Source organism: Tamaricihabitans halophyticus (assembly GCF_004340875.1).
Classification (GTDB): domain Bacteria; phylum Actinomycetota; class Actinomycetes; order Mycobacteriales; family Pseudonocardiaceae; genus Tamaricihabitans; species Tamaricihabitans halophyticus.
The window spans coordinates 60,596-83,530 of record NZ_SLXQ01000003.1 but is presented as its reverse complement, the minus strand read 5'-3'; the positions used below and the strand labels follow the sequence as shown (position 1 = coordinate 83,530).

The 22,935-nt window shown below is 67.4% G+C and carries 25 protein-coding genes; 4 read left to right on the top strand and 21 right to left on the bottom strand.

What is annotated here, in order from left to right:
- Window positions 1–864: a class E sortase gene (locus tag EV191_RS10725; RefSeq protein WP_243658882.1), complete on the bottom strand. Its 864-nt coding sequence runs from the start codon at window positions 862–864 to the stop codon at window positions 1–3.
- Window positions 865–1,031: 167 nt separating this feature from the next.
- On the opposite strand from EV191_RS10725, the gene crgA reads away from it, so the two are divergent.
- Both crgA and EV191_RS10715 read left to right on the top strand, forming a co-directional pair.
- A complete protein-coding gene (gene crgA, locus EV191_RS10720) occupies window positions 1,032–1,298 on the top strand; it encodes a cell division protein CrgA (RefSeq protein WP_132876830.1) in 267 nt (88 codons plus the stop codon).
- A 391-nt stretch (window positions 1,299–1,689) separates the two neighbouring features.
- Complete coding sequence (locus EV191_RS10715; protein ID WP_165912908.1) at window positions 1,690–2,127, top strand: PH domain-containing protein; 438 nt, start codon at window positions 1,690–1,692, stop codon at window positions 2,125–2,127.
- Here EV191_RS10715 and EV191_RS10710 read toward each other — a convergent pair.
- The gene (locus EV191_RS10710; protein WP_132876828.1) at window positions 2,110–3,048 is read right to left on the bottom strand and encodes a rhomboid family intramembrane serine protease; all 939 of its coding nucleotides are present in this window, start codon (window positions 3,046–3,048) and stop codon (window positions 2,110–2,112) included. The two genes, EV191_RS10715 and EV191_RS10710, sit on opposite strands and share 18 nt — an antisense overlap.
- Window positions 3,049–3,066: 18 nt before the next feature.
- The gene (locus tag EV191_RS10705) at window positions 3,067–3,642 is read right to left on the bottom strand and encodes a peptidylprolyl isomerase (RefSeq protein ID WP_243658915.1); all 576 of its coding nucleotides are present in this window, start codon (window positions 3,640–3,642) and stop codon (window positions 3,067–3,069) included.
- 190 nt (window positions 3,643–3,832) lie between these two features.
- Here EV191_RS10705 and EV191_RS10700 point away from each other — a divergent pair, with 190 nt between their 5' ends.
- On the top strand, window positions 3,833–4,570 hold the full coding sequence (locus tag EV191_RS10700; protein WP_132876826.1) for a hypothetical protein: 738 nt from the start codon (window positions 3,833–3,835) through the stop codon (window positions 4,568–4,570).
- Between the two features lie 66 nt (window positions 4,571–4,636).
- Here EV191_RS10700 and EV191_RS10695 read toward each other — a convergent pair whose 3' ends face one another.
- Complete coding sequence (locus tag EV191_RS10695; protein WP_243658881.1) at window positions 4,637–5,920, bottom strand: helix-turn-helix domain-containing protein; 1,284 nt, start codon at window positions 5,918–5,920, stop codon at window positions 4,637–4,639.
- 115 nt (window positions 5,921–6,035) lie between these two features.
- Between EV191_RS10695 and EV191_RS10690 the strand changes: the two genes are divergently transcribed.
- Complete coding sequence (locus tag EV191_RS10690) at window positions 6,036–6,653, top strand: class I SAM-dependent methyltransferase (protein ID WP_132876825.1); 618 nt, start codon at window positions 6,036–6,038, stop codon at window positions 6,651–6,653.
- A 4-nt stretch (window positions 6,654–6,657) separates the two neighbouring features.
- Here the strand turns inward: EV191_RS10690 and EV191_RS10685 are convergent, their stop codons facing one another.
- The 17 genes from EV191_RS10685 to srlE all read right to left on the bottom strand — a co-directional run bounded on the left by EV191_RS10685 (window position 6,658) and on the right by srlE (window position 22,935).
- Window positions 6,658–7,698, bottom strand: a complete 1,041-nt coding sequence (locus EV191_RS10685; protein WP_132876824.1) for a 2,3-butanediol dehydrogenase — start codon at window positions 7,696–7,698, stop codon at window positions 6,658–6,660.
- Window positions 7,699–7,700: 2 nt separating this feature from the next.
- On the bottom strand, window positions 7,701–8,834 hold the full coding sequence (locus EV191_RS10680) for an acetoin dehydrogenase dihydrolipoyllysine-residue acetyltransferase subunit (protein ID WP_132876823.1): 1,134 nt from the start codon (window positions 8,832–8,834) through the stop codon (window positions 7,701–7,703).
- 13 nt (window positions 8,835–8,847) lie between these two features.
- Window positions 8,848–9,861, bottom strand: coding sequence for an alpha-ketoacid dehydrogenase subunit beta (locus EV191_RS10675; RefSeq protein WP_132876822.1), 1,014 nt, complete (start codon window positions 9,859–9,861; stop codon window positions 8,848–8,850).
- Window positions 9,862–9,872: 11 nt separating this feature from the next.
- Entirely contained in the window at window positions 9,873–10,868 is a 996-nt protein-coding gene (locus tag EV191_RS10670; protein ID WP_132876821.1) for a thiamine pyrophosphate-dependent dehydrogenase E1 component subunit alpha, read from the bottom strand.
- A gap of 11 nt (window positions 10,869–10,879) precedes the next feature.
- Window positions 10,880–11,929 (bottom strand): ATP-NAD kinase family protein, encoded by a 1,050-nt coding sequence (locus EV191_RS10665; protein WP_243658880.1) that lies wholly within the window; start codon window positions 11,927–11,929, stop codon window positions 10,880–10,882.
- 201 nt (window positions 11,930–12,130) lie between these two features.
- Entirely contained in the window at window positions 12,131–12,415 is a 285-nt protein-coding gene (locus EV191_RS10660) for a MoaD/ThiS family protein (RefSeq protein WP_132876820.1), read from the bottom strand.
- A gap of 3 nt (window positions 12,416–12,418) precedes the next feature.
- On the bottom strand, window positions 12,419–13,504 hold the full coding sequence (locus tag EV191_RS10655) for a WD40/YVTN/BNR-like repeat-containing protein (RefSeq protein ID WP_132876819.1): 1,086 nt from the start codon (window positions 13,502–13,504) through the stop codon (window positions 12,419–12,421).
- A gap of 35 nt (window positions 13,505–13,539) precedes the next feature.
- The gene (locus tag EV191_RS10650; RefSeq protein WP_243658879.1) at window positions 13,540–13,851 is read right to left on the bottom strand and encodes a hypothetical protein; all 312 of its coding nucleotides are present in this window, start codon (window positions 13,849–13,851) and stop codon (window positions 13,540–13,542) included.
- A 62-nt stretch (window positions 13,852–13,913) separates the two neighbouring features.
- A complete protein-coding gene (locus tag EV191_RS10645; protein WP_424565452.1) occupies window positions 13,914–14,654 on the bottom strand; it encodes an IspD/TarI family cytidylyltransferase in 741 nt (246 codons plus the stop codon).
- A 4-nt stretch (window positions 14,655–14,658) separates the two neighbouring features.
- A complete protein-coding gene (locus EV191_RS10640; protein WP_132876817.1) occupies window positions 14,659–15,876 on the bottom strand; it encodes a dihydrolipoamide acetyltransferase family protein in 1,218 nt (405 codons plus the stop codon).
- Window positions 15,876–16,877, bottom strand: a complete 1,002-nt coding sequence (locus tag EV191_RS10635) for an alpha-ketoacid dehydrogenase subunit beta (protein WP_132876816.1) — start codon at window positions 16,875–16,877, stop codon at window positions 15,876–15,878. The genes EV191_RS10640 and EV191_RS10635 overlap by 1 nt, the downstream gene beginning before the upstream one ends.
- Window positions 16,874–17,851: a thiamine pyrophosphate-dependent dehydrogenase E1 component subunit alpha gene (locus EV191_RS10630; protein WP_132876815.1), complete on the bottom strand. Its 978-nt coding sequence runs from the start codon at window positions 17,849–17,851 to the stop codon at window positions 16,874–16,876. Before EV191_RS10630 ends, EV191_RS10635 begins: the two co-directional genes overlap by 4 nt.
- Window positions 17,852–17,863: 12 nt before the next feature.
- Window positions 17,864–19,162, bottom strand: coding sequence for an NAD(P)H-dependent oxidoreductase (locus tag EV191_RS10625; protein WP_132876814.1), 1,299 nt, complete (start codon window positions 19,160–19,162; stop codon window positions 17,864–17,866).
- 233 nt (window positions 19,163–19,395) lie between these two features.
- The gene (gene ptsP, locus EV191_RS10620) at window positions 19,396–21,021 is read right to left on the bottom strand and encodes a phosphoenolpyruvate--protein phosphotransferase (protein WP_132876813.1); all 1,626 of its coding nucleotides are present in this window, start codon (window positions 21,019–21,021) and stop codon (window positions 19,396–19,398) included.
- A 47-nt stretch (window positions 21,022–21,068) separates the two neighbouring features.
- Window positions 21,069–21,464, bottom strand: coding sequence for a transcriptional regulator GutM (locus EV191_RS10615; protein ID WP_132876812.1), 396 nt, complete (start codon window positions 21,462–21,464; stop codon window positions 21,069–21,071).
- Window positions 21,461–21,841, bottom strand: a complete 381-nt coding sequence (locus EV191_RS10610; protein ID WP_243658877.1) for a PTS glucitol/sorbitol transporter subunit IIA — start codon at window positions 21,839–21,841, stop codon at window positions 21,461–21,463. Before EV191_RS10610 ends, EV191_RS10615 begins: the two co-directional genes overlap by 4 nt.
- Window positions 21,842–21,864: 23 nt before the next feature.
- Window positions 21,865–22,935 carry a PTS glucitol/sorbitol transporter subunit IIB gene (gene srlE, locus EV191_RS10605; protein WP_132876811.1) on the bottom strand — a complete coding sequence of 357 codons (1,071 nt, stop codon included), beginning with the start codon at window positions 22,933–22,935 and terminating at the stop codon, window positions 21,865–21,867.

The window sequence follows — 22,935 nt, the reverse complement described above, 5'->3', positions numbered from 1 at the left end:
TCAGCCCTGAGCCTCGGTCATTTCCTTGGGCAGCTCACCCGATTTGCCTTCCGCCTTCGCGTACTGCTTGACCAGCACCGCGTGGATGATCAACCGCTCCCGGTCGGAGAACCGCGGATGGCAGGTGGTCAGGGTCAGCAGGGCCGCTTGCTGCGCGGGCGGCGCCGCGTCTTCCGGGCGGTTCGGGATCGGGTTGATCACCTCGCCCTGCGAGGGGTCGACGATCTCCTGCCCGTAGGTGTCGCCGTAGAGCCCGCCATCCGGCGCATCGGGCGCGCGCAACGGCTGCACTTTGCCGCAGAGCGGGCGCTTGCCGGGCCCATTGGCCCAGTGACCGACCTCTTCCTTTTTCGGAAGTACGCGGTAGACGTAGAAACTGTCCGCCGTCTCCGCGATGATCGAATCGCAGGACTCGAGCAGATCGAGATCGTTGAACGGCGCTCCTTTACCGTCCCGATGTCCGGCGATCGCGAAATTGCCCGGCTCGCCCGGCATGGCGGTTCCGGTGTAGTGGCCAGGGCCGAGATCCAACGATTCGGTGCCGGTCCCTTCCTGGATCGCGTACTTGTAGTCGACGCCGAACGAGGGGATATACAAGCGAGCAAAGGACTCCCCGGCGAGTGGTTCGGGGTTCAGCGCGCGCTCGTTGCGCCACTTGTCGTCCAGCTTGTCAGTGGCCTCCGCTTGCTTTCCCGCGGACATCCAGTTCGTCACGTAAAGCACGTAGAACACGAACAGCAGGATCACGATGCCCAGGGTGACCAGCACCTCGCCGACCCCTCGGGCGATCTTGACGCCTACTCCCGGTTTCTTGGCCGGTGGCTGCTCAGGGGGCGGGTCACTAGCCACAGTCGGTGTGCTCACGGGTTTCCCTTCGAGCTTGCAGAGTCAACCTGTACTACTGACTCACCCGTCTTGTCACTTAAGTTAACGTGTCAATAAGGAGCCGGTTGCGCTGCGCGGGTCACCCGTCGCGCGGCAGGCCACGTACCGGCGAAGCATAAGACCGCGAAGGACAGACAAGGACCGACATGCCCAAATCCAAGGTCCGGAAGAAGACGACATACACACCACCGGGTGACCGTCGAACGCCGGTGAAGATTCGCCAGCCAGGACCATCGCATCCGATCTACAAGGGCGTGATGTTCGGGCTGATGTTGCTTGGTCTCGCCTGGCTGGTCGTGAACTACCTCGCGGGAACCGAACTGCAGTTCATGGCCAACCTCGGCAACTGGAACTTCGCGGTCGGTTTCGCGCTGATGATCTCCGGACTACTGATGACCATGCGCTGGCGCTGACCAGCCGACGCCCTACGGCCCGGACGCCCACTCGCGGTGTCCGGGCCTTTTTATGTCTGGGGGCTGGTTTATATCTGGATCCAGGGTGCCAACTACCCCGAGTGCGCAAGGGCTAAACGGGCGTCCTTCGAGCGTGTGAATTACATAGCTGTAATTCATTCAGAACTGTGGATAACTCCTGTGGATAACCCGGTGACAACCTTGGGACAGTTCGGCCGCGCCTTGGGACAACTGGGGAAACGCTTGGGGACAGCGGTGGACAACCCTGTGGATAACTTGCTCCCGAGCAGCAAGATGCAGAAAACTCGTGCGCCAGCGACCGCAAGATCCCCAAAGAACGCGATCACCGGGCGTGGCCAGCAGGCACATCACGCCCGTGGATACTGGGGCTGTGGATAAGTCACTCAGCTGGGGACCGCCGCGGCCGCTGATCGTCATCTGTTGGGCAGCCGTAGTCGCCCTCGTGGTGTGGGTGATTTTTCGCGAGGACCCTGCCGAGCGGGTACTCGTGTCGATCGCGGCGCTGGCGCTTGCCGGTTATGCCGCGTTCGGCACCTTCCTGCGGCCACGGTTGGCCGCCGACCGAACCGGCGTGCGGGTGCGCAGCCTCAGTGGGGTACGCAGCTGGGACTGGCGACAGGTCCGCGTCGAGCTGGTGATCAGCAAACGCCTCGGCAGGGATCTCGCCATGCTGGAGATCGAGGAACACGGCGACCCGGACCAGCTGGACGAGCACGATCCGGCCATCTTCGTCCTCGGCTGGCTGGACCTCGGGGCCGATCCACGCGAGGTCGCCGAGGCGCTCGAGGAACTACACGCCGAAGCCTGACGGCTGGTAGCAGTAGCCGTCCTCCGGGCAGATGTACTCGCCGAGCATGGCGTCCCGGGTAATGAACAGCGCGACGAGCAGTACCAGCAGCAGGCCAACGGTGGCCCACTGCACCTGCGACCGGCGTGCCCGTGGCGCGAACAGCATGCCGCCCGCGCACAGCGCGCCGATCACGAGCCCGCCAATGTGCCCGAGCATGGAAATACCCGGGATCGAAAAGCTGATGATCAGGTTGACCGCGAGCAATACGTAAAGCTGCGTGCCGTTCAGCTTCAGCCGCCAGATCGCGACCACCAGCCCACCCATCAGGCCGAAGACCGCGCCAGAGGCACCGGCCACCGCGGTGCTCATATCCCCGAACAGGTACACGGCAACACCGCCACCGAGCAGGGAGAGCGCGTAGAGCGCGCAAAACCGCAGTTTGCCGAGCAGAACTTCCAGGTCGCGCCCGAGAATCCAGAGCGCGAGCATGTTCATCGCCAGATGCAGCGGGCCGTAGTGCAGGAAGCCCGAGGTCAACATCCGCCACCACTCGCCGCTGGCCACCACGGGCGGCCAGAGCTGCCACTGGGCGAACAGCGACGAGCGGAAGTTGTTCAGCAGATCGCCGGCCTGCGCCGCGGTGATCGCGAATATCGCGAGGTTCACCGCGATCAGGATGGGCACGACGATCGGCCGGGTTTGCACGGCGGCACCGGCCACCGTGGTGGCCTGGCGTTGACTGCGCTGCGCGGTTTGTACACAGTCCACGCAGTGGTAACCAACCGAGGCTTCCCGGAGGCATTCCGGGCAGGCCGGACGCCCACATCGGGTACAGGCCAGCCCGGTGGCCCGATCCGGATGCCAGGAGCAGCCGGGCAGGCCGCCCGACGCCCCGGCTGGATCGGCTGACCCGGGCGGGGGTTCGGTTGGTTGCGTCAACTAGCTACTTTCTCGAGCTCAGCTTTCCCCAGCGGGAGCCTCGGATTCCGACGCGCTCACGATGATGCGATCGATGGTGATGTCCGAAATCGGCTTGTCGCCAGGTCCGGTCGCGGTGTGCGCGATCGAGTCAACCACATCCCGCGATTCCTGGTCTGCGACCTCGCCGAAGATGGTGTGCTGAAAGTTCAGGTGGCTCGGCGTGGAGACGGTGACGAAGAACTGCGAGCCGTTGGTGTTCGGGCCCGCGTTCGCCATCGCCAGCAGGTACGGCCTACTGAACTGCAATTCCGGGTGAAACTCGTCGCCAAAGCTGTACCCGGGACCGCCACGTCCGGTGCCGGTCGGGTCACCTGTTTGGATCATGAAGCCATCGATCACCCGGTGAAAGATGACGCCGTCATAGAACGGTCCGGAATTCTCTCCACGCGCGTTCGGCTTGGTGTATTCCTTCGTACCCTGGGCGAGGCCAACAAAGTTCGCCACGGTCTTCGGTGCGTAGTCCGGAAAAAGATTCAGCCGAATGTCACCTTGCGAAGTGTGCAAAGTTGCGGTCACTTTAGCCCCGACGAGGGATCCGTTGCTTTCCGTCACCCCGACATCGTGCCATCTTCGGCAATATTGACTAGTAAGGGGCAAGATAGAAGGTGATCGTCTGCGGCTTGTAGCCATGCCACGGGCGTGAACAACCCAGAATGCGCCGGTTGGGGTAACCGCAGATCGGGGTTGGCGGAGTCGACCGACCACCCCTCGGCGCGGTAAGGACGTGAACGAGGTGAAGCCCATGACTCGGGCCAAGGAGATGGCGCAAGCCCACTCGCTCAAGGAAGCGGGCAGAACTGCCGTCGACACCGGCTTTGATGCCATGCGGCGGGCAGGAAAGGCAGGTGCGGTGGCAACTTCCCGCGCGGTCGACGCCGCGGAACACAAACTCGCCGAGCGTGGTATCGAGCAGGGCCAGCTGGTCGAGGCGTTAAGCGAGGGCGCCGATATCGTCCGGAAAGAAGTCGGCAAGACCTCCCGACGGGCCCGCAAGAAACTGGCAAAACGAGCCAAGAAGGCGCAGAACGATATGACCCAGACCGCTAAGAAGGCCCGTAAAGCGGCCAAAAAGAGCAAACCGGCACGCAAGGCCGAGAAGGCCGTCGCTGGCGGCAAGAAGCTCGCCAAGCAGTCCAAGAAGGAGGCGAAGCTCGCTGCCAAGGAGTTCGCCAAGGAGCTGAAGGCGGAGAAGAAGAACAAGGACGGCAAGAAGCGCCGCCGGTGGCCGTGGGTCATCGGGATCGGCGCGGTCGTCGCTGGCGCGGCGTACGCGCTGAACAAGCGCCAGGAGCCGGCCATGCCGGAACCTCTGCCGCCGCGTAAGCCGGCTGATGCCGCCGCGCCGGCCAAGGAGACGCCGCAGGCCAAGGACACGGAGTCGCCGCAGGCCAAGCCGGCGGAGGCGGCAAAGCACGCCGCGAACGGCCAGTCCAGCGACAAGCAGTCCAGCGCGAAGCCGACGAGCGGCGAGCAGAAGTAGCTCACCCTCGCTGGGTGCCCGCCCCCGCGCCGATCCGGCAGGGGCGGGCACCCAATGGGTAAACCCTCAGCGGGCGCGTACGGCGGGAGCGAGGGAGAACGGCAGCAGCCGGCTGCCATCTGCCGGTTGCCGCACCCGGATTTCGACCTCGTCGGCGAATCGGTATGGCCGGCCGACGATCAGCCCGCCAAGGTGTCGCCGTAGCCGGGAAAGCTCGGCACGCACCGTGACGGCCCGCTCCGGTGTGCCGAACAGGTCGGCGGATAGTTGCGCGGCACTGCGCCCCTGCCGATGACGGGCGAGCACGTACAGGATCTCGGCGTGCCGGGGGCTCAACGCGTGGGTCCAGGTGCCACTGGCTGAGGTCACCGTCAACGACCAGCTGTGCGACTGCCGGACGTCCAGCTCGGCCGTGGTGCTGGCATGCTCCGCGACGCCGGCTTCCAGGGCACCCGTTGCCGGGCGGAGCAGCCAGCCGCCCGGCAGCGGCTCGACCGTGCACGCGCCGTAGGCGGGTAGCCATTGCTGACCGGCGGCGAAGCGATCCGGTAGCAGCAGCCGATCGAGCTGCGGCATCTCCGAGGTCGCGGCGGTCCAGCCATGCGGGTCGATCACCACCGCGGGCCCGGCCACCCTGGAAAGCAGTGGAACCGCGACCGACCGCAGCCGGGACAGCTTCGCGAAGTGCGCATTGCGCAGCTGCGCTTCGGCGAGCCTGGCTACCGTGACCACCAGGGCGAGCGTGCTCGCGTGCACCGTGGCGGCCGGACCGGAAAGATCGACGACGCCGAGCAGCTTGCCGTCCCGCGGATCGTGCAGCGGAGCCGCCGCGCAGGTCCAGGCGTGGTGGGAGCGTACGTAGTGTTCGGCGGAGTACACCTGGAGCGGTTTGCGCGCGACCAGCGCGGTACCGATCGCGTTCGTCCCTACGGTGCGCTCCTGCCAGGACATGCCCTCCACGAAGCCGAGCGAATCGGCCCGCTGGCGCACTGGAATGCTGCCGTCCCGCCAGAGCACCGTGCCTTCGGCGTCCACAACGACCATGATCTGCGCGGCGTCCTCGGCCACCCCGAGCAGGCCGTCGCGCAGGGTCGGCAGCGCATCGGCGAGCCCACTCGCCTGCCGGCGCTGCTCCAACCGCGCGGGTTCGAGCAGGCTGTTGCCCGCGCCGTGTTCCGGATCCACGCCCAGGCTGCGCATACGGGACCAGGACGCGCCAATCACCGGGCGCGGCCGGCCGGGCAGTGGCCGGGTTCCGCGCACCGCGGCCTCGTGCATCCGCGCCAGGGCGCGCGCGTGCTGGCGGGGGTCTTCCCCCACCGGCACCGCTGCCTCGAGATGCTGGCGCATCACCTCGAGTGTGCCGTGCGACACACCTCGAGCGATACCGCCAACCGCGTTTCGCGGGCTGACCGTCGTATTCAGCTCGCGTTTCGCGGGCTAACCGTTGGTTATGCTGGCGGCAATGAGCAGGTGGGCGGAGCTAACTGGCGGGCGATCCGGTGAGCAGTACGCGGCGCGGTTCGCGGAGCTCGCCGAATCAGGTAAGGATGTGCACGGCGAGGCACGGTTCTGCGCGGCACTGCGTGAACCGGGCGCGAGCGTGCTGGACGCCGGTTGCGGCACCGGCCGGGTGGCGATCTGGCTAGCCGCGCAGGGCTACGACTGTGTCGGGGTGGATATCGACCCTTCGATGCTTGCCGTCGCCCGGCGCGAAGCGCCGGAGTTGCCCTGGTTCGCGGTCGACCTTGCCGAACTCAGCCTCGACCGGATCGACCGCGCCGAGGGCTTCGACATCGTGGTGGCGGCGGGCAACATCATCCCGCTGGTCGCGGCCGGCACCGAGCCAGCGGTGGTGCGCAACCTCGCGAGCATGCTGCGCCCGGACGGCCTGCTGATCGCCGGGTTCGGACTGGACGCGGCCCATCTACCGCTGTCCAGCGCGAGCACTACCCTCGCCGATTACGACCGCTGGTGCGCGGCCGCCGGCCTGCGGCTGAGCGAGCGCTTCGGCACCTGGGACGGTGCGCCATACGACGGTGGCGGCTACGCCGTCAGCGTGCACCAACCCAGCCGCCACTAGCTGGTCACGGGTCGACCAGCACCTTCATCCGCCGCCCCGCGTGCAGCGCTTCGAAGCCGTCCGACACCACGCTGTCCAGCCCGATATGCGTCACCCAGCCACTCGTGTCGTAGTGCCCTCTTGCCATCAGCTCGAGCACAGCGCGGTAGTCATCCGAGGTGTAGCACAACGAGCCGCGTACCCCTGATTCGTTCATCACCAGCTTGAGCAGGGTCACCTCGAACGGCTGCTCGTAGATCGCCACCGCGACCAGGTTCCGGCGGGCGGCCAGACAGTCCAACCCGGATTCGACGCTGGCCCGCACACCGGCCGCGTCGTATACCGCATGCGCGCCCCGGCCGGCAGTGTGTTCCCGCACGTACGCACCCGGGTCTACTTCGGTCGGATCGAGTACGGTCGCGCCGAGCTGGGCGAGCGCGGCGCGCCGTTCGGCCGCTGGCTCGAAGACGAGGACATCGGCGACGCCCAGCCCGCGCAGCGCGAACCAGGTGCCGATACCGATCGGCCCTGCGCCGAAAACCACGGCGGTATCACCGGCACCAACCTCGCCCAGTCTTGCCGCGTGGTACGCCACGGACATCGGTTCGACGAGCGCACCCAGTTCGAGCGAAACTCCTTCCGGCAGCGGATGCACCATGTATTCGGGAACCACGGTGAACTCGCTCATCCCGCCGGCGGCCATCAGGCCATGGAAGCCGATGTGCTGACAGATGTTGTAGTGACCGCTCCGGCAGGGCGGGCAGCTGCCGCAGCGATACACCGGTTCGACGGCGACCCGATCCCCCGGCGCGACCGCCCGCACATCGGCGCCAACCTCGGTGACAGTGCCGGCGAACTCGTGCCCGAGCACCATCGGCAACCGTTGCCCGGTGAGTACGTGTGGTTCGGTGGGGATGAAGATCGGACCGGCGAAGTACTCATGTAGATCCGTGCCGCAGATCCCGTTGTGCGCCACCGCGATCTTGACCTGATCTTGCCCGCACGCCGGTTCGGCCACGTCCTCGATCGCGACCCGTTCCCGGTCGTGATAGACCACCGCTCGCATGTTCAGCCACCACCAATCGCCCTGCGCACTTCGGCGACGACCTCGGCTGGCTGTTCCATATGGGCCATATGGCCTGCGGCCTCCAACACGCGCACCTCGACGCGGCCGGCGAGGGCCTCGGCGTTGGCTACCGGCAACACCTGGTCGGCCCGGCCCCAGACGACCGCGAGTGGCGCGGTTACCTGCTCGAGCAACGTGGCCGCGTCGATCCCGGGCGCATCACCCGCCAACAATGTTCCCAACAATGTGGACAGTGCCTTATCCACCCCGTCCAACCGTTTGAACTTCATCAGGTCATCCGCGAGTTTGCGGGTGGCCTGCGCCGGATCGGCGAACAGCGCGGTCAGGTGCGGCTTCAGCTCACGCCGTGAACCAGCCGAGGCGAAGCCACGCAGGTAGTCGGCGTTGATCTGGTCGCCGAAACCAGCTGGTGCGATCAGCGACAATGAGGCGACCCGCTCCGGGGCGGCCGCGGCAACCGCGGTGACAATCGCGCCACCAAGGGAATGCCCGACCAGGTGGGCCCTCTCCAGCTCCAGCGCGTCCAGGAAGCCGAGCACGGTGTCCGCGAGCATCCGCAGCGAACCGTCCCCCACCTCCTTTGTGGACGCGCCATGCCCTGGTAGGTCGATGGTGTAAGCGGTGCGCTCGGCGGACAGCGGTTCCTGTACGAACAGCCAGGAATCGCCGTCGCCGCCGTAGCCGTGCACCAGCACCACCGGATCCGCCTCTGCCGGCGACACGCTCCCGAGGCTGGTGTACCGGATGTTCCGGCCGCCGACCTCGACGCTTCCGGCCACCGGACCACCGGCATCTTCGATGGCCCCGCTGGCGATCTCCTCCCTGGCCTGCTCGACCAGGGTGTCGATCTCCGCATCGGGCACTTCGGGTGGCGCGATCACCGCGATCGTGCCACCGACCGGCACGTCATCGCCGACTTCCGCGACAAACTTGCGCAGCACGCCCGCCCAGCTCGATTCCAGCGTGCCGGCGATCTTGTCGGTATCGATCTCCGCGAGATCGTCCCCGCTGGTGATCACATCACCTTCGGCGACGAGCCATTCGGTGAGCTTGCCGGTCTGCATGGAAAGGCCCCATTTGGGCATGGTGACCCGCTCGATCCGTTCGTCGGTCATCGCTACCCCCGGTTCAGCGCTGCCACTGGACAACGGATTTCGTCGCGTTCACGACCCGCTGGGCGTCCGGGATGTACAGGTCCTCCAGCGCGTCCGAGAACGGCACCGGCGTATGCGGCGCGGTCACCATCTCGATGGGCGCGCGCAGCGCGCCAAAGGCCTCCTTGGCCACCAGCGCGGCGACATCGGTGGCGAGGTTGCAGCGCGGGGTGGCCTCGTCCACGACCACCAAGCGGCCGGTGTTTTCCACGCTTTCCAGGATCGACTCGGTATCCAGCGGGCTGGTTGTCCGTGGGTCGAGCACATCGGCCTGCACTCCGGAGGCGGCGAGCTCGTCCGCTGCCTGCGCGGCAACCGAGACCATCCGACCAAAGGCGACGATGGTGACGTCCTCGCCTTCCCGGACGATATTGGCCTCACCGAACGGGATGGTGTAGCTCTCCTCGGGCACCTCGCCTACCGCGTCATACATTGCCTTGTGCTCGCAGAAGATCACTGGATCGTCGTCCCTGATCGCTTGGGCGAGCAACCCTTTCGCCTCGTACGGGCTGGACGGCACCACAACCTTCAGCCCGGGAACGGTGGTGAAGATCGGATAGAGCGACTGGGAATGCTGCGCGGCCGCGCGCAGCCCGGCCCCGTACATCGTGCGGATCACCACCGGGGTGACCGCCTTGCCGCCGAACATGTACCGGAACTTGGCTGCCTGGTTGAAGATCTGGTCGAAGCAGACGCCCATGAAGTCGATGAACATCAGCTCGGCGACCGGTCGCATACCACGGGTGGCCGCGCCGATCGCGGCGCCAACGAAGGCCGATTCGGAGATCGGGGTATCCAGCACCCTGCCGGGAAACTCGTGATAGAGCCCCTTGGTTACGCCGAGTACGCCGCCCCAGGCGTCGTCCGCGCCTGGCGCGCCGGCGCCACCGGCGTTGTCCTCGCCCATCACGATTACCGATGAATCCCGGTGCATCTCCTGGCGCAACGCCTCGTTCAGGGCTTCCCGGTAGGAAATGGTGCGTGCCATGGTTTTCCTCCTCAGTACGAGACGTAGACGTCGGTTTCCAGGTCAACGCCGGTTGGTTTCGGCGCGGCTTTCGCCTCGGTCACCGCGGACTCGATCAGCGCGGCAACCTCGCTGTCCACAGTGTCCAAAGCGGACGATTCGAGCTGGCCGCTTTCCGTCACCCTGGCGCGGAACCGCTTCAGGCAGTCCAGTTTGTCCCGCGCATTGGCCACTTCATCGGCACGATAGGCCTGCTGATCACCTTCGAAGTGGCCGAAGTACCTGGTGAACTTGACCTCGATGAGCGTGGGGCCGCCGCCTTCCCGTGCCCGGCTGATCGCCTCGCCGGCCGCTTCGTGCACCGCGAAGAAGTCGAAGCCGTCCACGATCACGCCCGGCATACCGAACCCGGCGGCGCGATCGGCGATGTTGTCCGCGGCCACCGACCAGGTGCTCGCGGTGGCTTCGGCGTAACCGTTGTTCTCCGCCACGAAAATCGCCGGCAGGTTCCACACCGAGGCGAGGTTCAGCGATTCGAGGGTGGTGCCCTGGTTGCTCGCGCCATCGCCAAAGAACGCCACGCCTACGCCGCCGTTGTTCTGTTGTTTCGCGGCCAGGGCGGTGCCGCAGATCAGCGGCGGGCCACCACCGACGATGCCGTTCGCGCCGAGCATGCCCTTGGACAGGTCGGCGATATGCATCGAGCCGCCCTTGCCGTGGCAGGAGCCGGTTCTCTTGCCGTAGATCTCGGCCATCATCTCGACTGGGTCCACGCCCTTGGCTATGCAGTGCCCGTGGCCGCGATGGGTGCTCGCGATGGAGTCCCTTGCGTCCAGATGGCTGCATACCCCGGTCGCGGAGGCCTCCTCGCCCGCGTACAGATGCACGAACCCGGGGATCTCGCCGGTGGCGAACTCGTCGTGCACGCGTTCTTCGAAGACCCTGATGGTGCGCATCGTGCGGTAGGCGTCCAGTAACCCTTCGGCGTTCAGTTCGCCCGCGGCCGGTGTGGACAGTGTTTCGGTCATCATTGACTCCTCTACTGGTGCTGTTGGCTATCGCGCAGCCAGCCTTCGCGGGCCGCGATGCCGAGTACGCGGGTGACGTCAACGCAGCGCGGTCCGTCGGCGCGCAGGCGCACGGTTGCCGGCTCGCCGCGGCGTAGTTCGATCTCGCGCTCGCCGTCCACCGCGACAACGCCGTGATCCGCGGAAACCGGTAGTTCCTCGCCGGGACGCAGCGGCCGCCAGCTCCGCACGCCGACCGGAAGGACCAGGCCGGGCGCGATCGGTGCGTGCACCACGTGCCGGGCGACTTCCGGCGCGCAGAGGCGCAGGACGACGCCGGTCGGTTCGGTGCGCGGGCTCGGGCAGAGCTGACCTGGCACGCTGGACAGCCCGATGCCATCGGGTTCGGCGAAGGTGCAGTACAGCTCGGTGAGCGCGGCCGGGTCCCAGAGGGCACGCGAGCCGATATGGGTGGCGGTGGAGACGCAGACGTCCACCAGCGCGAGTTCGACTCGATCGCCCGCGCGCACTTCGAGCACGCTGGTCTGTTGGGTGGCGGTGGCCGGGTCGATAACGCCGGCCGCGACCAGGCCGGCGGCCAGACCTGCCACGGTCGCTTCGCGCAGCTGCGGGAACGCGTTGTTCGTACCGGTGGACAGGGGCAGCAGTGGGACGTCACCGCAGGCGCTGGCCACCGCCCGGGCGGTGCCGTCCCCGCCGAGGCAGATGATCACTCGCGCGCCGGCGTCGATCATCCGCCGAACCTGGGTGACGGTGTCCTCGGCGGTCTCGGTGAACCTGTCGAGTTCGCAGAACTCCAGATCGGGCCAGGGCGATTGACTCGCCCGACGGTTTCGGGTGGCGCGCAGCACTGCCGCCGAGATACCGCCGAGGTCGGTGGACATCAGTACCCGCGCGATGCCGAGTGTGCCGAGGGCACCGCAGATGCGCTGCACCATGTTCGCCTTTTCGGCGGTGGGAAACACCGATGCCTGGGCGACCAGGCGGCGGATGTCCCGGCCGGAGGCGGGGTTGGCCAGCACCCCGACCGTCGCCTTGGCGTCCGCATTGGCAAGCACCACGAACGGCTCCTCCCACACTGGATGTGCCGCGTGTCACATACCAGTGCACCGCGCGCGGAGCCGATGCGCCAGGGTTGCAAGGGGTTGCAACCCTGGCTGGGCCGGCGTGATCCTGGGAAAACTGTGTCGAGCGCGCCGTGGCTGCGCTCAGTGACCGCAAGATCCTTAAAGAACGCGGTTACTGAGCGCGCTGGCTTCGGGCTAGCCGCCGGCTACGGATGGGATGATCTGCACCTCCGCTCCTTCGACCAAGGGGGTCTGGGCTCCGCCCAGTCGGCGGCACTCCTCCCCATCCACATAGAAGTTGACGTACCGACGCAGTACCGCCTGCTCGTCCCGCAGGCGCTTGCCCAGCTCCGGGTACTGACCCTCGATCTCGTCCAGCACATCGCCCAGCGTCGCCGCCTCGGCGAGCCGCATTCGCAAGCTGGCCTCTCCGCCAGCCGAGGGACGCAGTTGTCCCGGGAGCAACACTGTCACCCACATGGCCTACACCACTGCGGCGCGAACGCACAGCACATCGGGCAGATGCGCCGCGATCTGCTGCCAGCTGTCCCCGTCATCCGCGCTCGCGTACACCGCACCGTTGCGCGCACCGAAATACACGCCGGCCGGACTCGCCCCGTCGGTACACATCGCATCCCGCATCACCGCGGCCCAGAAGTCATCCGGCAGCCCGGTACGCAGCGCCTCCCAGGTGTTGCCCGCATCGCTACTGCGATACACCGCGCATTCCCCGTTCGGCGGGCAACGCAGCTCGGTGGACACCGGGAAGCAGTAGATCACCTCGGGCCGGTGCGGGTGCACCACGATCGGGAACCCGAACTCGGTGGGCAACCCATCACCAATGGACTGCCAACTGGCCCCAGAATCCTCACTGCGATAGACCGTGCCGTGGTTCTGTGCGAACAACCGGTCCGGTTTGGCCGGGTGCCAGGCAACCTTGTGCACGCACTGGCCGTACTCCGGGAACTGCTCGTCCTCCGGCATGAAATCCGCCCGGATTCCCTTGTTGCTGGGATTCCAGGTCTCCCCACCGTCCTCGGTGACATAAACCCCGCCGGTGGACATCGCCACCATGACCCGCTGCTTGTCGGTCGGATGCGGCAACAACGTATGCACCGCCTGGCCGCCGAAACCGGGGAACCAGTTCTCCCGGTGCGGGTGATCCCAGAGCCCGCGGAGCAGTTCGAACGACTTACCGCCATCGGTGGATTTGAACACCGCGGACGGCTCGGTACCCGCGTAAACCAGATCCGGGTCGTCCGGCGGCCCTGGCGCGAACTGCCAGACCCTGGTCAACGCGCCATCGGTATCCTCGGGGAACTTGATCGCCTGCTGTTCCTGCCAGCTCGCCCCAAGATCATCACTGGTGTGCAGGCTTGGCCCGAACCACTCGCTCGAAGTGTCCACGAACAACCGCGGCCCCGGATGGCGGGTATCGATCGCCACCGCATACACCGCGTGCATCGGGTGGTGCGGACCGGAAACGTCCCAGCTACGCCGCCCGTCTTTACTCGTCGCCAGCCATAAGCCCTTCTTGGTGCCAATGGCCAAGAGTGTGGTCTCCGTCATAGTCAACGAAGCTACACCCGAACACCGACAACAACTCAGCTTTCTTCGTCGTCTTTCCGGTTCGGTTCCTCGCGGCGCTGCACATCCGAAGCGGCACGGGCTACCAACCGCAGTTCCCGTAGCACGCCTAGTGGTTTTGCGGCCGCCGCCTTCGGTAGCGACCAGGCATACGACCACGGCCTGCGCCGAAACCGGCGCAGCATCCGGCGTGGCTTACTTGCCATCCGGTGCCGCAGATCGGCCACGTACTGGTCCCGCACATCCCGCTCGATGGTGTGGCCGCACTCCTGACAGGTACTGGACACGAGTAACCGGCCGGCGTAGGCGAGCTCGTGTGTGGTGCTCAACCCACACCGCTGGCAAACCAACGTTGCGTGCTCGATCGTTCCCACCACTGATACCTCCCGCGCTAACGCACCTGGTAGTCCGACGATGCGAGGATGTGCTCGGCGAGCACAAGATCATGCGGATACGTGATCTTGAAGTTGCGCTGTTCCCCGTGCACCCAGCGCACCGGCGTCGCGGCGAACCGTTCCATACAGGACGCGGTGTCCGTCCCGCTGAACTCCAACCGTGCCGCCTGCTCGTAGGCGGCGAGCAGCGGCTCCGCCCGGAACCCCTGCGGAGTCTGCACGCTGATCAAGCTGTCCGGCGCGGCGCCGAGCAGTTCCCCGCCATCCGCGCTCACCGTGCCGAGCTCGTCGTTCGGCAGCCCGGGAATCGCCCCGCCATGCTCCCGCGCCGCATGCAGCACGCCGGACACCAGGGCCGAGCTGATCAGCGGGCGCGCCGCATCGTGAATGAGCACGGTGTCCACCGCTCCGGAGTCGATCCGTCCGGAAAGGTGCCGCAGGGCAGCCAGCTCCGAGGTCTGCCGGGTGTCCCCACCGTGCACGACCTCGATGTCCTCCCTGATGATCTCCCTGTCCAGCACCCATTCAACGAGATCGCCGTCCTGCGGCCGGACCACGAGCACCAACACGCCGATCTCCGGCACCCGCTCGAAGGCAGCGATCGACCAGGAAACCAACCGTCGTCCGGCCAACGGTAGGTAGACCTTGTTGAGTTCGCTGCCGACGCGGGTACCGGAACCGCCGGCGAGCACTACACCCGCCGCGACGGATCCCTGCTGCACCACACCACCGATAATACGGTTAACCGTGCTCCAGCAACTGCTGCATGGTGGCGAGCAGGCGGGCGCCATCCGCGCCATCACCAACCCGGTGGTCCAGCGTAAGCCCAACGCGACAGCGTGTGCGCACGCCGATACCGTCCTCGACCGGTACCACCTGCGGACCAACGGCACCGAGCGACAGCGCGGTCGCCTGCGGTGGGGTGAGCAGTGCGTTGAAGGACTCCACCTGCCAGGAGCCAAGGTTCGACACCGTAGTGCTGGCGCCATCCAGATCGGCGAGGCCGAGCTTGCCGTCCCGCGCCCTGCCGACCAGCTCGCGCAACTGGCGATCAAGTACCGGCAGCGTCACCAGATCCGGATCGCGCAGCACTGGGGCGATCAACCCCTTGGGGGTATCCACCGCAAGCGCGACCCCGACCACGTCCAGCCGTTGCACATCGTCGCCGGTCCACACCGCGTTCAACGCGGGGAAGGCCCGCAACGCATGCGCGAAGGCGTGCGTGAGCACGGCGGTCCAGCTGGCACCCGCGCGGCGCGCGGTGTCCAGGTTCAGCTCGCGATACACGGTGAACTGCGGGATCTGCGCGCTGGCGCTCATCCGGTCGGCGATCAGCGCACGCGGTCCCCGTTTGCCGCGCGCCGGCGCCGCAGGCGCGGGTACTGCCGGTGCGGGCGCCGGTGCCGGTTGAACCGCCGGGGCAGGCTGACCGGCCTGTCCCTCCACATCGGCCACCCGAATGGTGCCGTGTGGTCCGGTCGGCTGGACCGTGGCCAGCTCGACGCCCAGCTCCGCGGCCCGCGTACGGGCGTAGGGCACGGCCGCGACGCTCCCCTGCGCCGACGCTGCCGAATCGTTCGCGGAAACTGGGGTCGGGCTGGCCGTGGCGGGTTCGGACTTGGCAGGGTCGTCCCCCGCAGAACCATCCCCCGAAGAACCACTTCCCGCAGAACCATTTCCCGAAGGGCCGTCCAGCAACCCGTCGAGAAGATCGTCCGCATCGCTGGCGATAAACGCGATCGGCTCGCCAACCGGGACCACATCCTCCGGCTGCGCGACGATCCGCGCCAGCGTTCCGGCCAGCGGCGACTCCACCTCCATGTCCACCTTGTCGGTGGTCACTTCGCAGACCACATCGCCGGAGCGGATCTCGTCGCCCGGCGACTTGTGCCAGACGACGAGCGTGCCCTCCTCCATGGTCATGGACATCTTGGGCATCACCAGCGGTTGTTCGCGCATTACCACTCCCGCACGAGTTTCGTGGCTTCCGCGACGATGTCCGGCACCTGTGGCACCGCCGCGCGCTCCAGCTGTGGCGCGTACGGGATCGGCACGTCAAGACCGCACAGCCGGCGCACCGGCGCGCGCAGGTAGCCGAAGGCGGGCGAATCACACAACATCGCGGAGACCTCGGACATAAAACCGCCGCTGCGTGGTGCTTCCTGCACCAGTAGCGCCCTGCCGGTCGCCGTTACCGTGTCCACAATGGTCTGCTCGTCGAGCGGCTTGAGCGTGCGCGGGTCGACGACCGTCGCGGTGATCCCTTCAGCGGCAAGCTGCTCGGCGGCTTCCAGCGCGCGCGAGACCATCACCCCGGTGGCCACGATGGTCAGGTCAGTGCCGGTGCGCCGCACCGCTGCCTTGCCGAGCGGCGTGCGGGTCGCCTCCTGCGGCGCCGGACCACTCTGCTTGTACAGCAGCTTGTGCTCAAGCACCACGACCGGGTTCGGATCGTCGATCGCGGCGAGCAGCAGCCCCTTGGCATCCGCCACGGTCGCCGGCATCACCACCTTGAGCCCGGGGATATGCGCGAACCATGCCTCGAGGCTCTGCGAATGCTGTGCGGCCGCACCGGTTCCGGAGCCACCAGGGGCACGCAGCACCATCGGCACCTCGGCAGCGCCACCCAGCATGAAGTGGATCTTTGCCGCCTGGTTGACGATCTGGTCCATCGCCTGCGCGGTGAAGTCGGAGAACTGGATCTCCACGATCGGCCGCATCCCGGCCAGCGCCGCGCCGACCGCCGCGCCCACGATGCCCAGCTCGCTGATCGGCGTATCGCGCACCCGGTCCTCGCCGAAGCGGTGCACAAGGTCGCCGGTGACACCGAAGGCACCACCGTAGGTACCGACGTCCTCGCCGAACAGAAAGACCCGGTCGTCGGACTCCATGGCCTGGCCGAGCGCTTCGCGGACGGCTTCCGCGTAGGTGATCTCGCGGGTGTCCGTTGTGGCCGTCACTGTTTCCCTCCCGAGTACACCGCGCTGAGCAGTTCGTCCGCACTGGCATCCGGCGCCGCGTTCGCGGTACGGATCGCGGCGCGTACCGCGTCCCGTGCGGCATCCCGGCAAGCGGCCAGCTCGCTTTCGGTGAGCGTCTGCTGGTGCAACACCGCGGTTTCGAACCGCGTGATCGGGTCCTGCTCGCGCCAGCTGTCGATCTCCTCGCGGCTGCGGTAGAGGTTCTTGTCGCTCTTCGAGTGCCCCTTCCACCGGTAGGTGACCGCTTCGATCAGCGATGGCCCGTTACCCGCGCGGGCACGCTCCACCGCCTCGTCCACCGCGTCATGCACTTCCTGCGGGTCATTGCCGTCCACGGTCACCCCGGGGATCCCGTAGGCCGCTGCCCTGTCCGCGAGGTTGTCCACTTTGGATGCCCGGTTGACCGACATGGACATGCCGTACTTGTTGTTCTCGCAGACGAAGACCACTGGCAGGTCCCAGATCGCGGCCAGGTTCACGCCCTCGTGCCAGGCGCCCTCGTTCACCGCGCCGTCGCCGAAGAAGCTGAGCACGGCATGCGACTGGCCGCGCATCTTCACGGCGAGTCCCGCGCCAGCGGCGATCGGCACGCCACCGGCGACGATCCCGTTCGCGCCCAGGTTGCCGGTGGCCACATCGGCGATATGCATCGAACCGCCGCGCCCCCGACAGTAGCCGGTCTCCTTGGCAAGCAGCTCGGCCATCATCCGGTCCAGCTGCGCCCCCTTGGCGATGCAGTGACCGTGCCCGCGATGTGTGGAGGTGATGTAGTCGCCTTCGCGCAGCGCGAGACAGGCCCCGGTAGGCACCGCTTCCTGCCCGATGGACAGGTGCATCGTGCCGTGCATCAGACCGCGGGCGAACAGGTCGTCGACGGCTTCCTCGAAGCGCCGGATAGTCCACATTGTCGTCAGCGCGGATGTTGCGGTTTCCGCGTCCTTGACCAGATCCATGGCTGTCTCCTCCTACCCGAGAACGTCTTCGCCCGCGAGCATGCGGTCCTGCAACCTGCGCAGCGTCGCGATGGTGCTGCCCTCGTCCACCTGGACATCCGCCGAGGAAAGCAAGGTGCCGGCCGGTACATCACGCAGCACGGTGCCGCCAGCGACCAGACCGAGCGGCAGCAGTTCCTCCGCCCTGGCGACCTGGGCGCTGTCCGTGGTCCCGTACACCGTTTCGCCACCGATCCCGTCGATCCGCTCCCCCTTGTGCAGATCGCGCTTCGCGGTGGCCACCACCTCGGCGTTCCAGGCCGTGGGCGCCAGGCTCGGGTTACCGTCCAGCACCGCCTCGGCCACGGAAAGCGGCGCTTCGACGCTGGCCAGGTGGTAGGGACGGTAGAACGAGTAGTAGGGCCCATCCCCCATACCCAGGTAGGCCATCTCCTCGACCACGGTCGGGTCGTCGCAGTAGCCGATCACGAACACCCCTGGCGCGACCGGACCGGTGCAGTAGTCAACGAAACCCTTGCCGGGCAGCACCCCGCCATCGGGCTCCGGCCGGAACACGTGCGCCAGATCTTCCACCGTGGAGTGTGGCCCCGCCATACCGCGCTTGCCGACCTTGAGATCGGCGGCGTTGGCAAGCGCGGCCATCTCGATCATCGTCTTCGAGCCGTCCACGAAGCTGGTCAGCATCTTCGGGTTCATCTTCTTGGCCGCCGCCCGCTCGGCGAGCGAGTCCGGAGTGGCCGCGGGGTCGAGCGGGTTGTTCTTGCCCTTGCCCGCGCAGACCACCTCGAAGCCGATGTCCTTGACGTAGTCCACGAGTACCCGGCATTCCGCCGGCTCGTCGCCGCGGCAGACGGTGTACACCCGCCCCATCGACCGGGCCAGCGCGCTGAGCAACAGACCAACCGTGACGTCGGTTTCCACGGTGAGCAGCGCGACGTCCTTACCGGCGAGCAGCGCGTTGAAGGCAACCGATGCGCCGACGTCGGGCACGCCGCTCGCGTCCACGATGATGTCGACCGGCAGTTTGGTCAGCTCAACCGCATCCGCGACGACCACAGGGCGACCGGCTTCCACCGCCGCGGCGCTCTGCGCACGGGGCGCGTCGCTGAGCACATCGGACCGGCCCGCGCTCTGGTAGGCGTGCACACCGCGCTCCGGTGCGATATCGGCAATCGCCGAGATTTCCATCCCCGCGATCCGGCCGACCTGCGCGACAAAACCCAGCCCCATCTGGCCGGCGCCGACCAGTCCGATCCGCACCGGACGGCCGAGCTCGTGCTCGCGACCGCGCAACCGATCGATGTATCCCATCTGCCGATCCCATCCGCACGTCTGTGCATCGGTACTCACCTTAGTGCTTTACTTGGTAGCACGAGGATTACCGCTGGCACAAGAGCCAGGTGTGGCGCGCGGCCGGCTTTTTGGCGATAACGAGAGAGCACGCCGCGCGCGGCGCGGCGTGCTCCTGGGTGACTAGCGCGGTCCGAGACGGCTAAACGTGACGCGGGCACACTCCGTGACCGCGTTCTTTAAGGTTAGCGAGCTCAGGCGCCGCGAGCGGCGGTGCGCGCGCCTTCCGCGGTACCGGCGGCCAGCGCGGCAGCGGCGATCCGCGCGCAGGCCGGCTCGTCCAGTTCGGACAGTTTTGCGCCCACTGCGGGCAGCGCGCGCGGGGTCATCGAAAGACTGGTCACGCCGAGCCCGACAAGCACCGCCGCGAGCAGTGGATCAGCCGCGGCCTCGCCACACACCCCTACCGGTTTGCCGGTGGTCCGCCCGGCCGCACCAACCGTGCTGATCAGCGAGAGCAGCGCGGGCTGCCACGGATCATTGAGCGCGGCCACGCCAGCACTCTGCCGGTCCGCCGCGAAGGTGTACTGCGCGAGGTCGTTCGTGCCGATGCTCACGAAGTCCACCTCGGCCAGAATCCGCTCCGCGTGCAGCGCTGCCGCGGGCACCTCGATCATCACGCCGACGTTGCGCAGCCCATGCCCGCGTGCCCGTTCCGCGAACCAGCGCGCTTCCTCGGGTGTGGCCACCATTGGCGCCATCGTCCACAGTTCACCGGAATACCCAGCGGCAACCCTGGCGATCGCGGCGAGCTGCACATCGAGCAGTTCCGGATCGGCTAGCGCGATCCGCAGGCCACGCACGCCGAGCGCGGGGTTCGGGCTCGGATCGAGCGGCACGAACGCGAGCGGCTTGTCCGCACCGACGTCCAGCGTGCGGATCACCACCCGGCCGTCCGGAAACACGCTCAGCACCTCGTCGTAGGCCGCCGCCTGCTCGTCCTCGGTCGGCGCGGTCTGCCTGCCCTCGAAAAGGAACTCGGTGCGCAGCAGGCCCACGTTGCGTGCGCCCACCTCGCCCGCGGTCCGCGCGCCGGTCGGCTCACCGACGTTCGCGGCGAGCGAGACGGTACCCACCAGCGCGCCACTGAACTCCACAGTGGACAGCTGGGTGGTGTTCGGCACGTCTTCGGCCGCTACCCCGGTGCGCGCCTCGCCCGTCTCGCCGTCGACGAGCAGCCGCTCACCGGCGGCGACCTCGGTGATCCCGGCACAGGCCACCACGGCGGGGATGCCAAGCGAGCGCGCCAGAATCGCGGTATGGCTTGTCGGTCCACCCTCCGCGGTGACCAGCGCGAGTACCTTGCTGGCATCCAGCGTCGCGGTATCCGCGGGCGCCAGATCGTGCGCGGTGAGTACGGCCGGTTCGGTCAGCGTCGGGATGCCCGGCTGCGGGACGCCGCGCAGTTCCGCGACGACCCGGTTACGCACGTCATACAGGTCCGCCGCGCGTTCCGCGAAGTACCCGCCACTTGCCTTGAGGCTTTCCGCGAACCCTTCGGCGGCCTCCCAGATGGCGCGCTCGGCGCCGCGCCCCGCACCCCGCACCCGTTCGGTCGCATGCTTGAGCAGCGTCGGGTCGCCGGCCATCATCGCCGTCATGCTGAGCACCTCGGCGGCGCTCCCGCTGGCGGCTTCGGCCCTGCGCTCCAGTTCCGCGACTACCCGATCGATGGCGGGTGCCAGCCTGGCCACCTCGGCGTCCGGTTCGGCGGCCGGCTCGGTCCCCGGCTCCGCGACCGACCCCGTCGCGAGCGGCACGACCGGCCCGTACGCCCGTCCAGGGCTGACTCCGATGCCGTGCAGCACCCGTTCACTCATCAGTCGCTACTCCTCAAGCCAGAACCCCGCTCACTCACCCGATCAGGTTATGCCTTCACCGCGGGACGGGCACCCGCGGTCACGCGTTTGAAGTTCGCCACGGCGTCCTCGATCGCCTTGCGCAGCATCTTGCTCTGCTCCCGATCAGCCAAGCCATCAAGCGGGCCGCACAGCTCCGGACGTTCCTGGAACCGCGCGAAAACCGAGGCACCACGCATCGCGAGGGCCCGCCGAACCTCCTTGCCGCGCCGGTCGATTACCAGCAGCACCACGGCGCCGCGCAGCTTGCCCTTGCCCCGTCCGGTGACGAGCACCACGCCGGAGCGGTTCTCCTCGGTCGCCACCTGGTTCACCGTGCGCTGGTAGGCGTAGTGCTGTAGCCAGCTGAAAATGCCGGCCACCACGAACCCGCCGACCAGTAGGACGACCGCCTGCCAGCTCATGGCGCGGTCAGCCGGAGCGACGTCCCGGCGACCGGCGCCGGGAGGCTGCCCTTGGCATGCACGGCGCCCGGCAGCAACTGAGTGTCCTCCTGATCGAGGTAGATCACCACATGCCCGATCGTGCGCAGGTTCTCGTTCGCCCGCTCGCCGACAGCGGTCAGTTCAACCGAGTCCTCGCCAAGCCAGAGTCGATCGCCGGCCCGCATCTCCCTGGTCAGCTCGCCGGTCGGCGCGTGCACGATGCTGACCTCTTCCAGCGCGTCCGGGATCGGGTCGGCGTACAGGATCCAGACGCCGCCTTCCACCATGTCCGCGGCTTCCGCGCCGACCCGCAACACTGAGCTCTCGTAGTACACGTCAATACCCACGCTCGTCATTATCCCGACTCCTTTCGACTGGTCTAAAGCCCGAAGCTGGCGGCCCAGGCGATGATCACCGCAAGCGGCGAGGTGATCATGCGGCTGATCAGCACGGCCGGGGTACCCACCGATACGGTTTCCGGTTTCGCTTCACCGAGCGCCAACCCAACCGGCACGAAGTCACAGCCGACCTGCCCGTTGATCGCGAACAGCGTAGGCAGCGCGTACTGCACCGGCAGGGCGCCGATCGCGATCTGGCTACCCATCAGCGTGCCGATGACCTGCGCGATCGCCGCGCCCGGCCCGAGGATCGGGGAAAGGAACGGCAGCGCGGTGACAAGTCCAATCGCGACCAACCCGAACGGGTTCGTGGCGATCGGCGACAGCACCCTGCCGATTGCCTCGGCGACGCCGGTGTAGTGCACGAACCCGAGCAGCAGGCTCACGTAGGCCATAAACGGCAGGATCGTGTGCAGGGTGAGCTCGACCGTCTGCCGCCCGGCGGACAGGAACGTGTTCACGAACGACCCGACGGCCGTTCCGAAGGACACGAAGACGCCGGAGATGCGGTGGAACCAGCCGGTGTTCTCTGGTTCCGCGGGCGCCGTCGCGGTAGCCGTAGCCGTACCGCCTCCACCGCCGCTCGCCGAGCCACCTTCGGCTTCCGCCGTGCCGGTGGCAGCGCCAGCCGAAGCGGCAACCGGCGCCTCGGTTCCCTCGCTGATCTCACCGGCCTCGGCTGGTTCGATCTCGGCTACGCCGACCGCGGACACGAAGATGTCCTCGGTGATGAACTTGGCCAGCGGTCCACCGGGGCCACCGGCGAACACGTCCACCGTCGGGATGCGCTTGCGGGGATAGACGCCGATCCGGGCAGTGCCACCGCAGTTGATCACCGCGCAGAGCACTTCCTCGTCCGGCACGCTGGTCTTGAAGCCGTCAACCGCCTCGCAGCCGGTCAGCTCGGCGATCCGTTCGGCGACGGGATGGATTCCACCGCCGGTGACCGAGAGCACTTTCCTGCGCTGCTCGCTCGGCTCGATGTGCAGGCCACGACCCCAACCACCGGAACCGGGGCGGACGAAGACCGCGCGCGTGTCACGTGAAGTCAT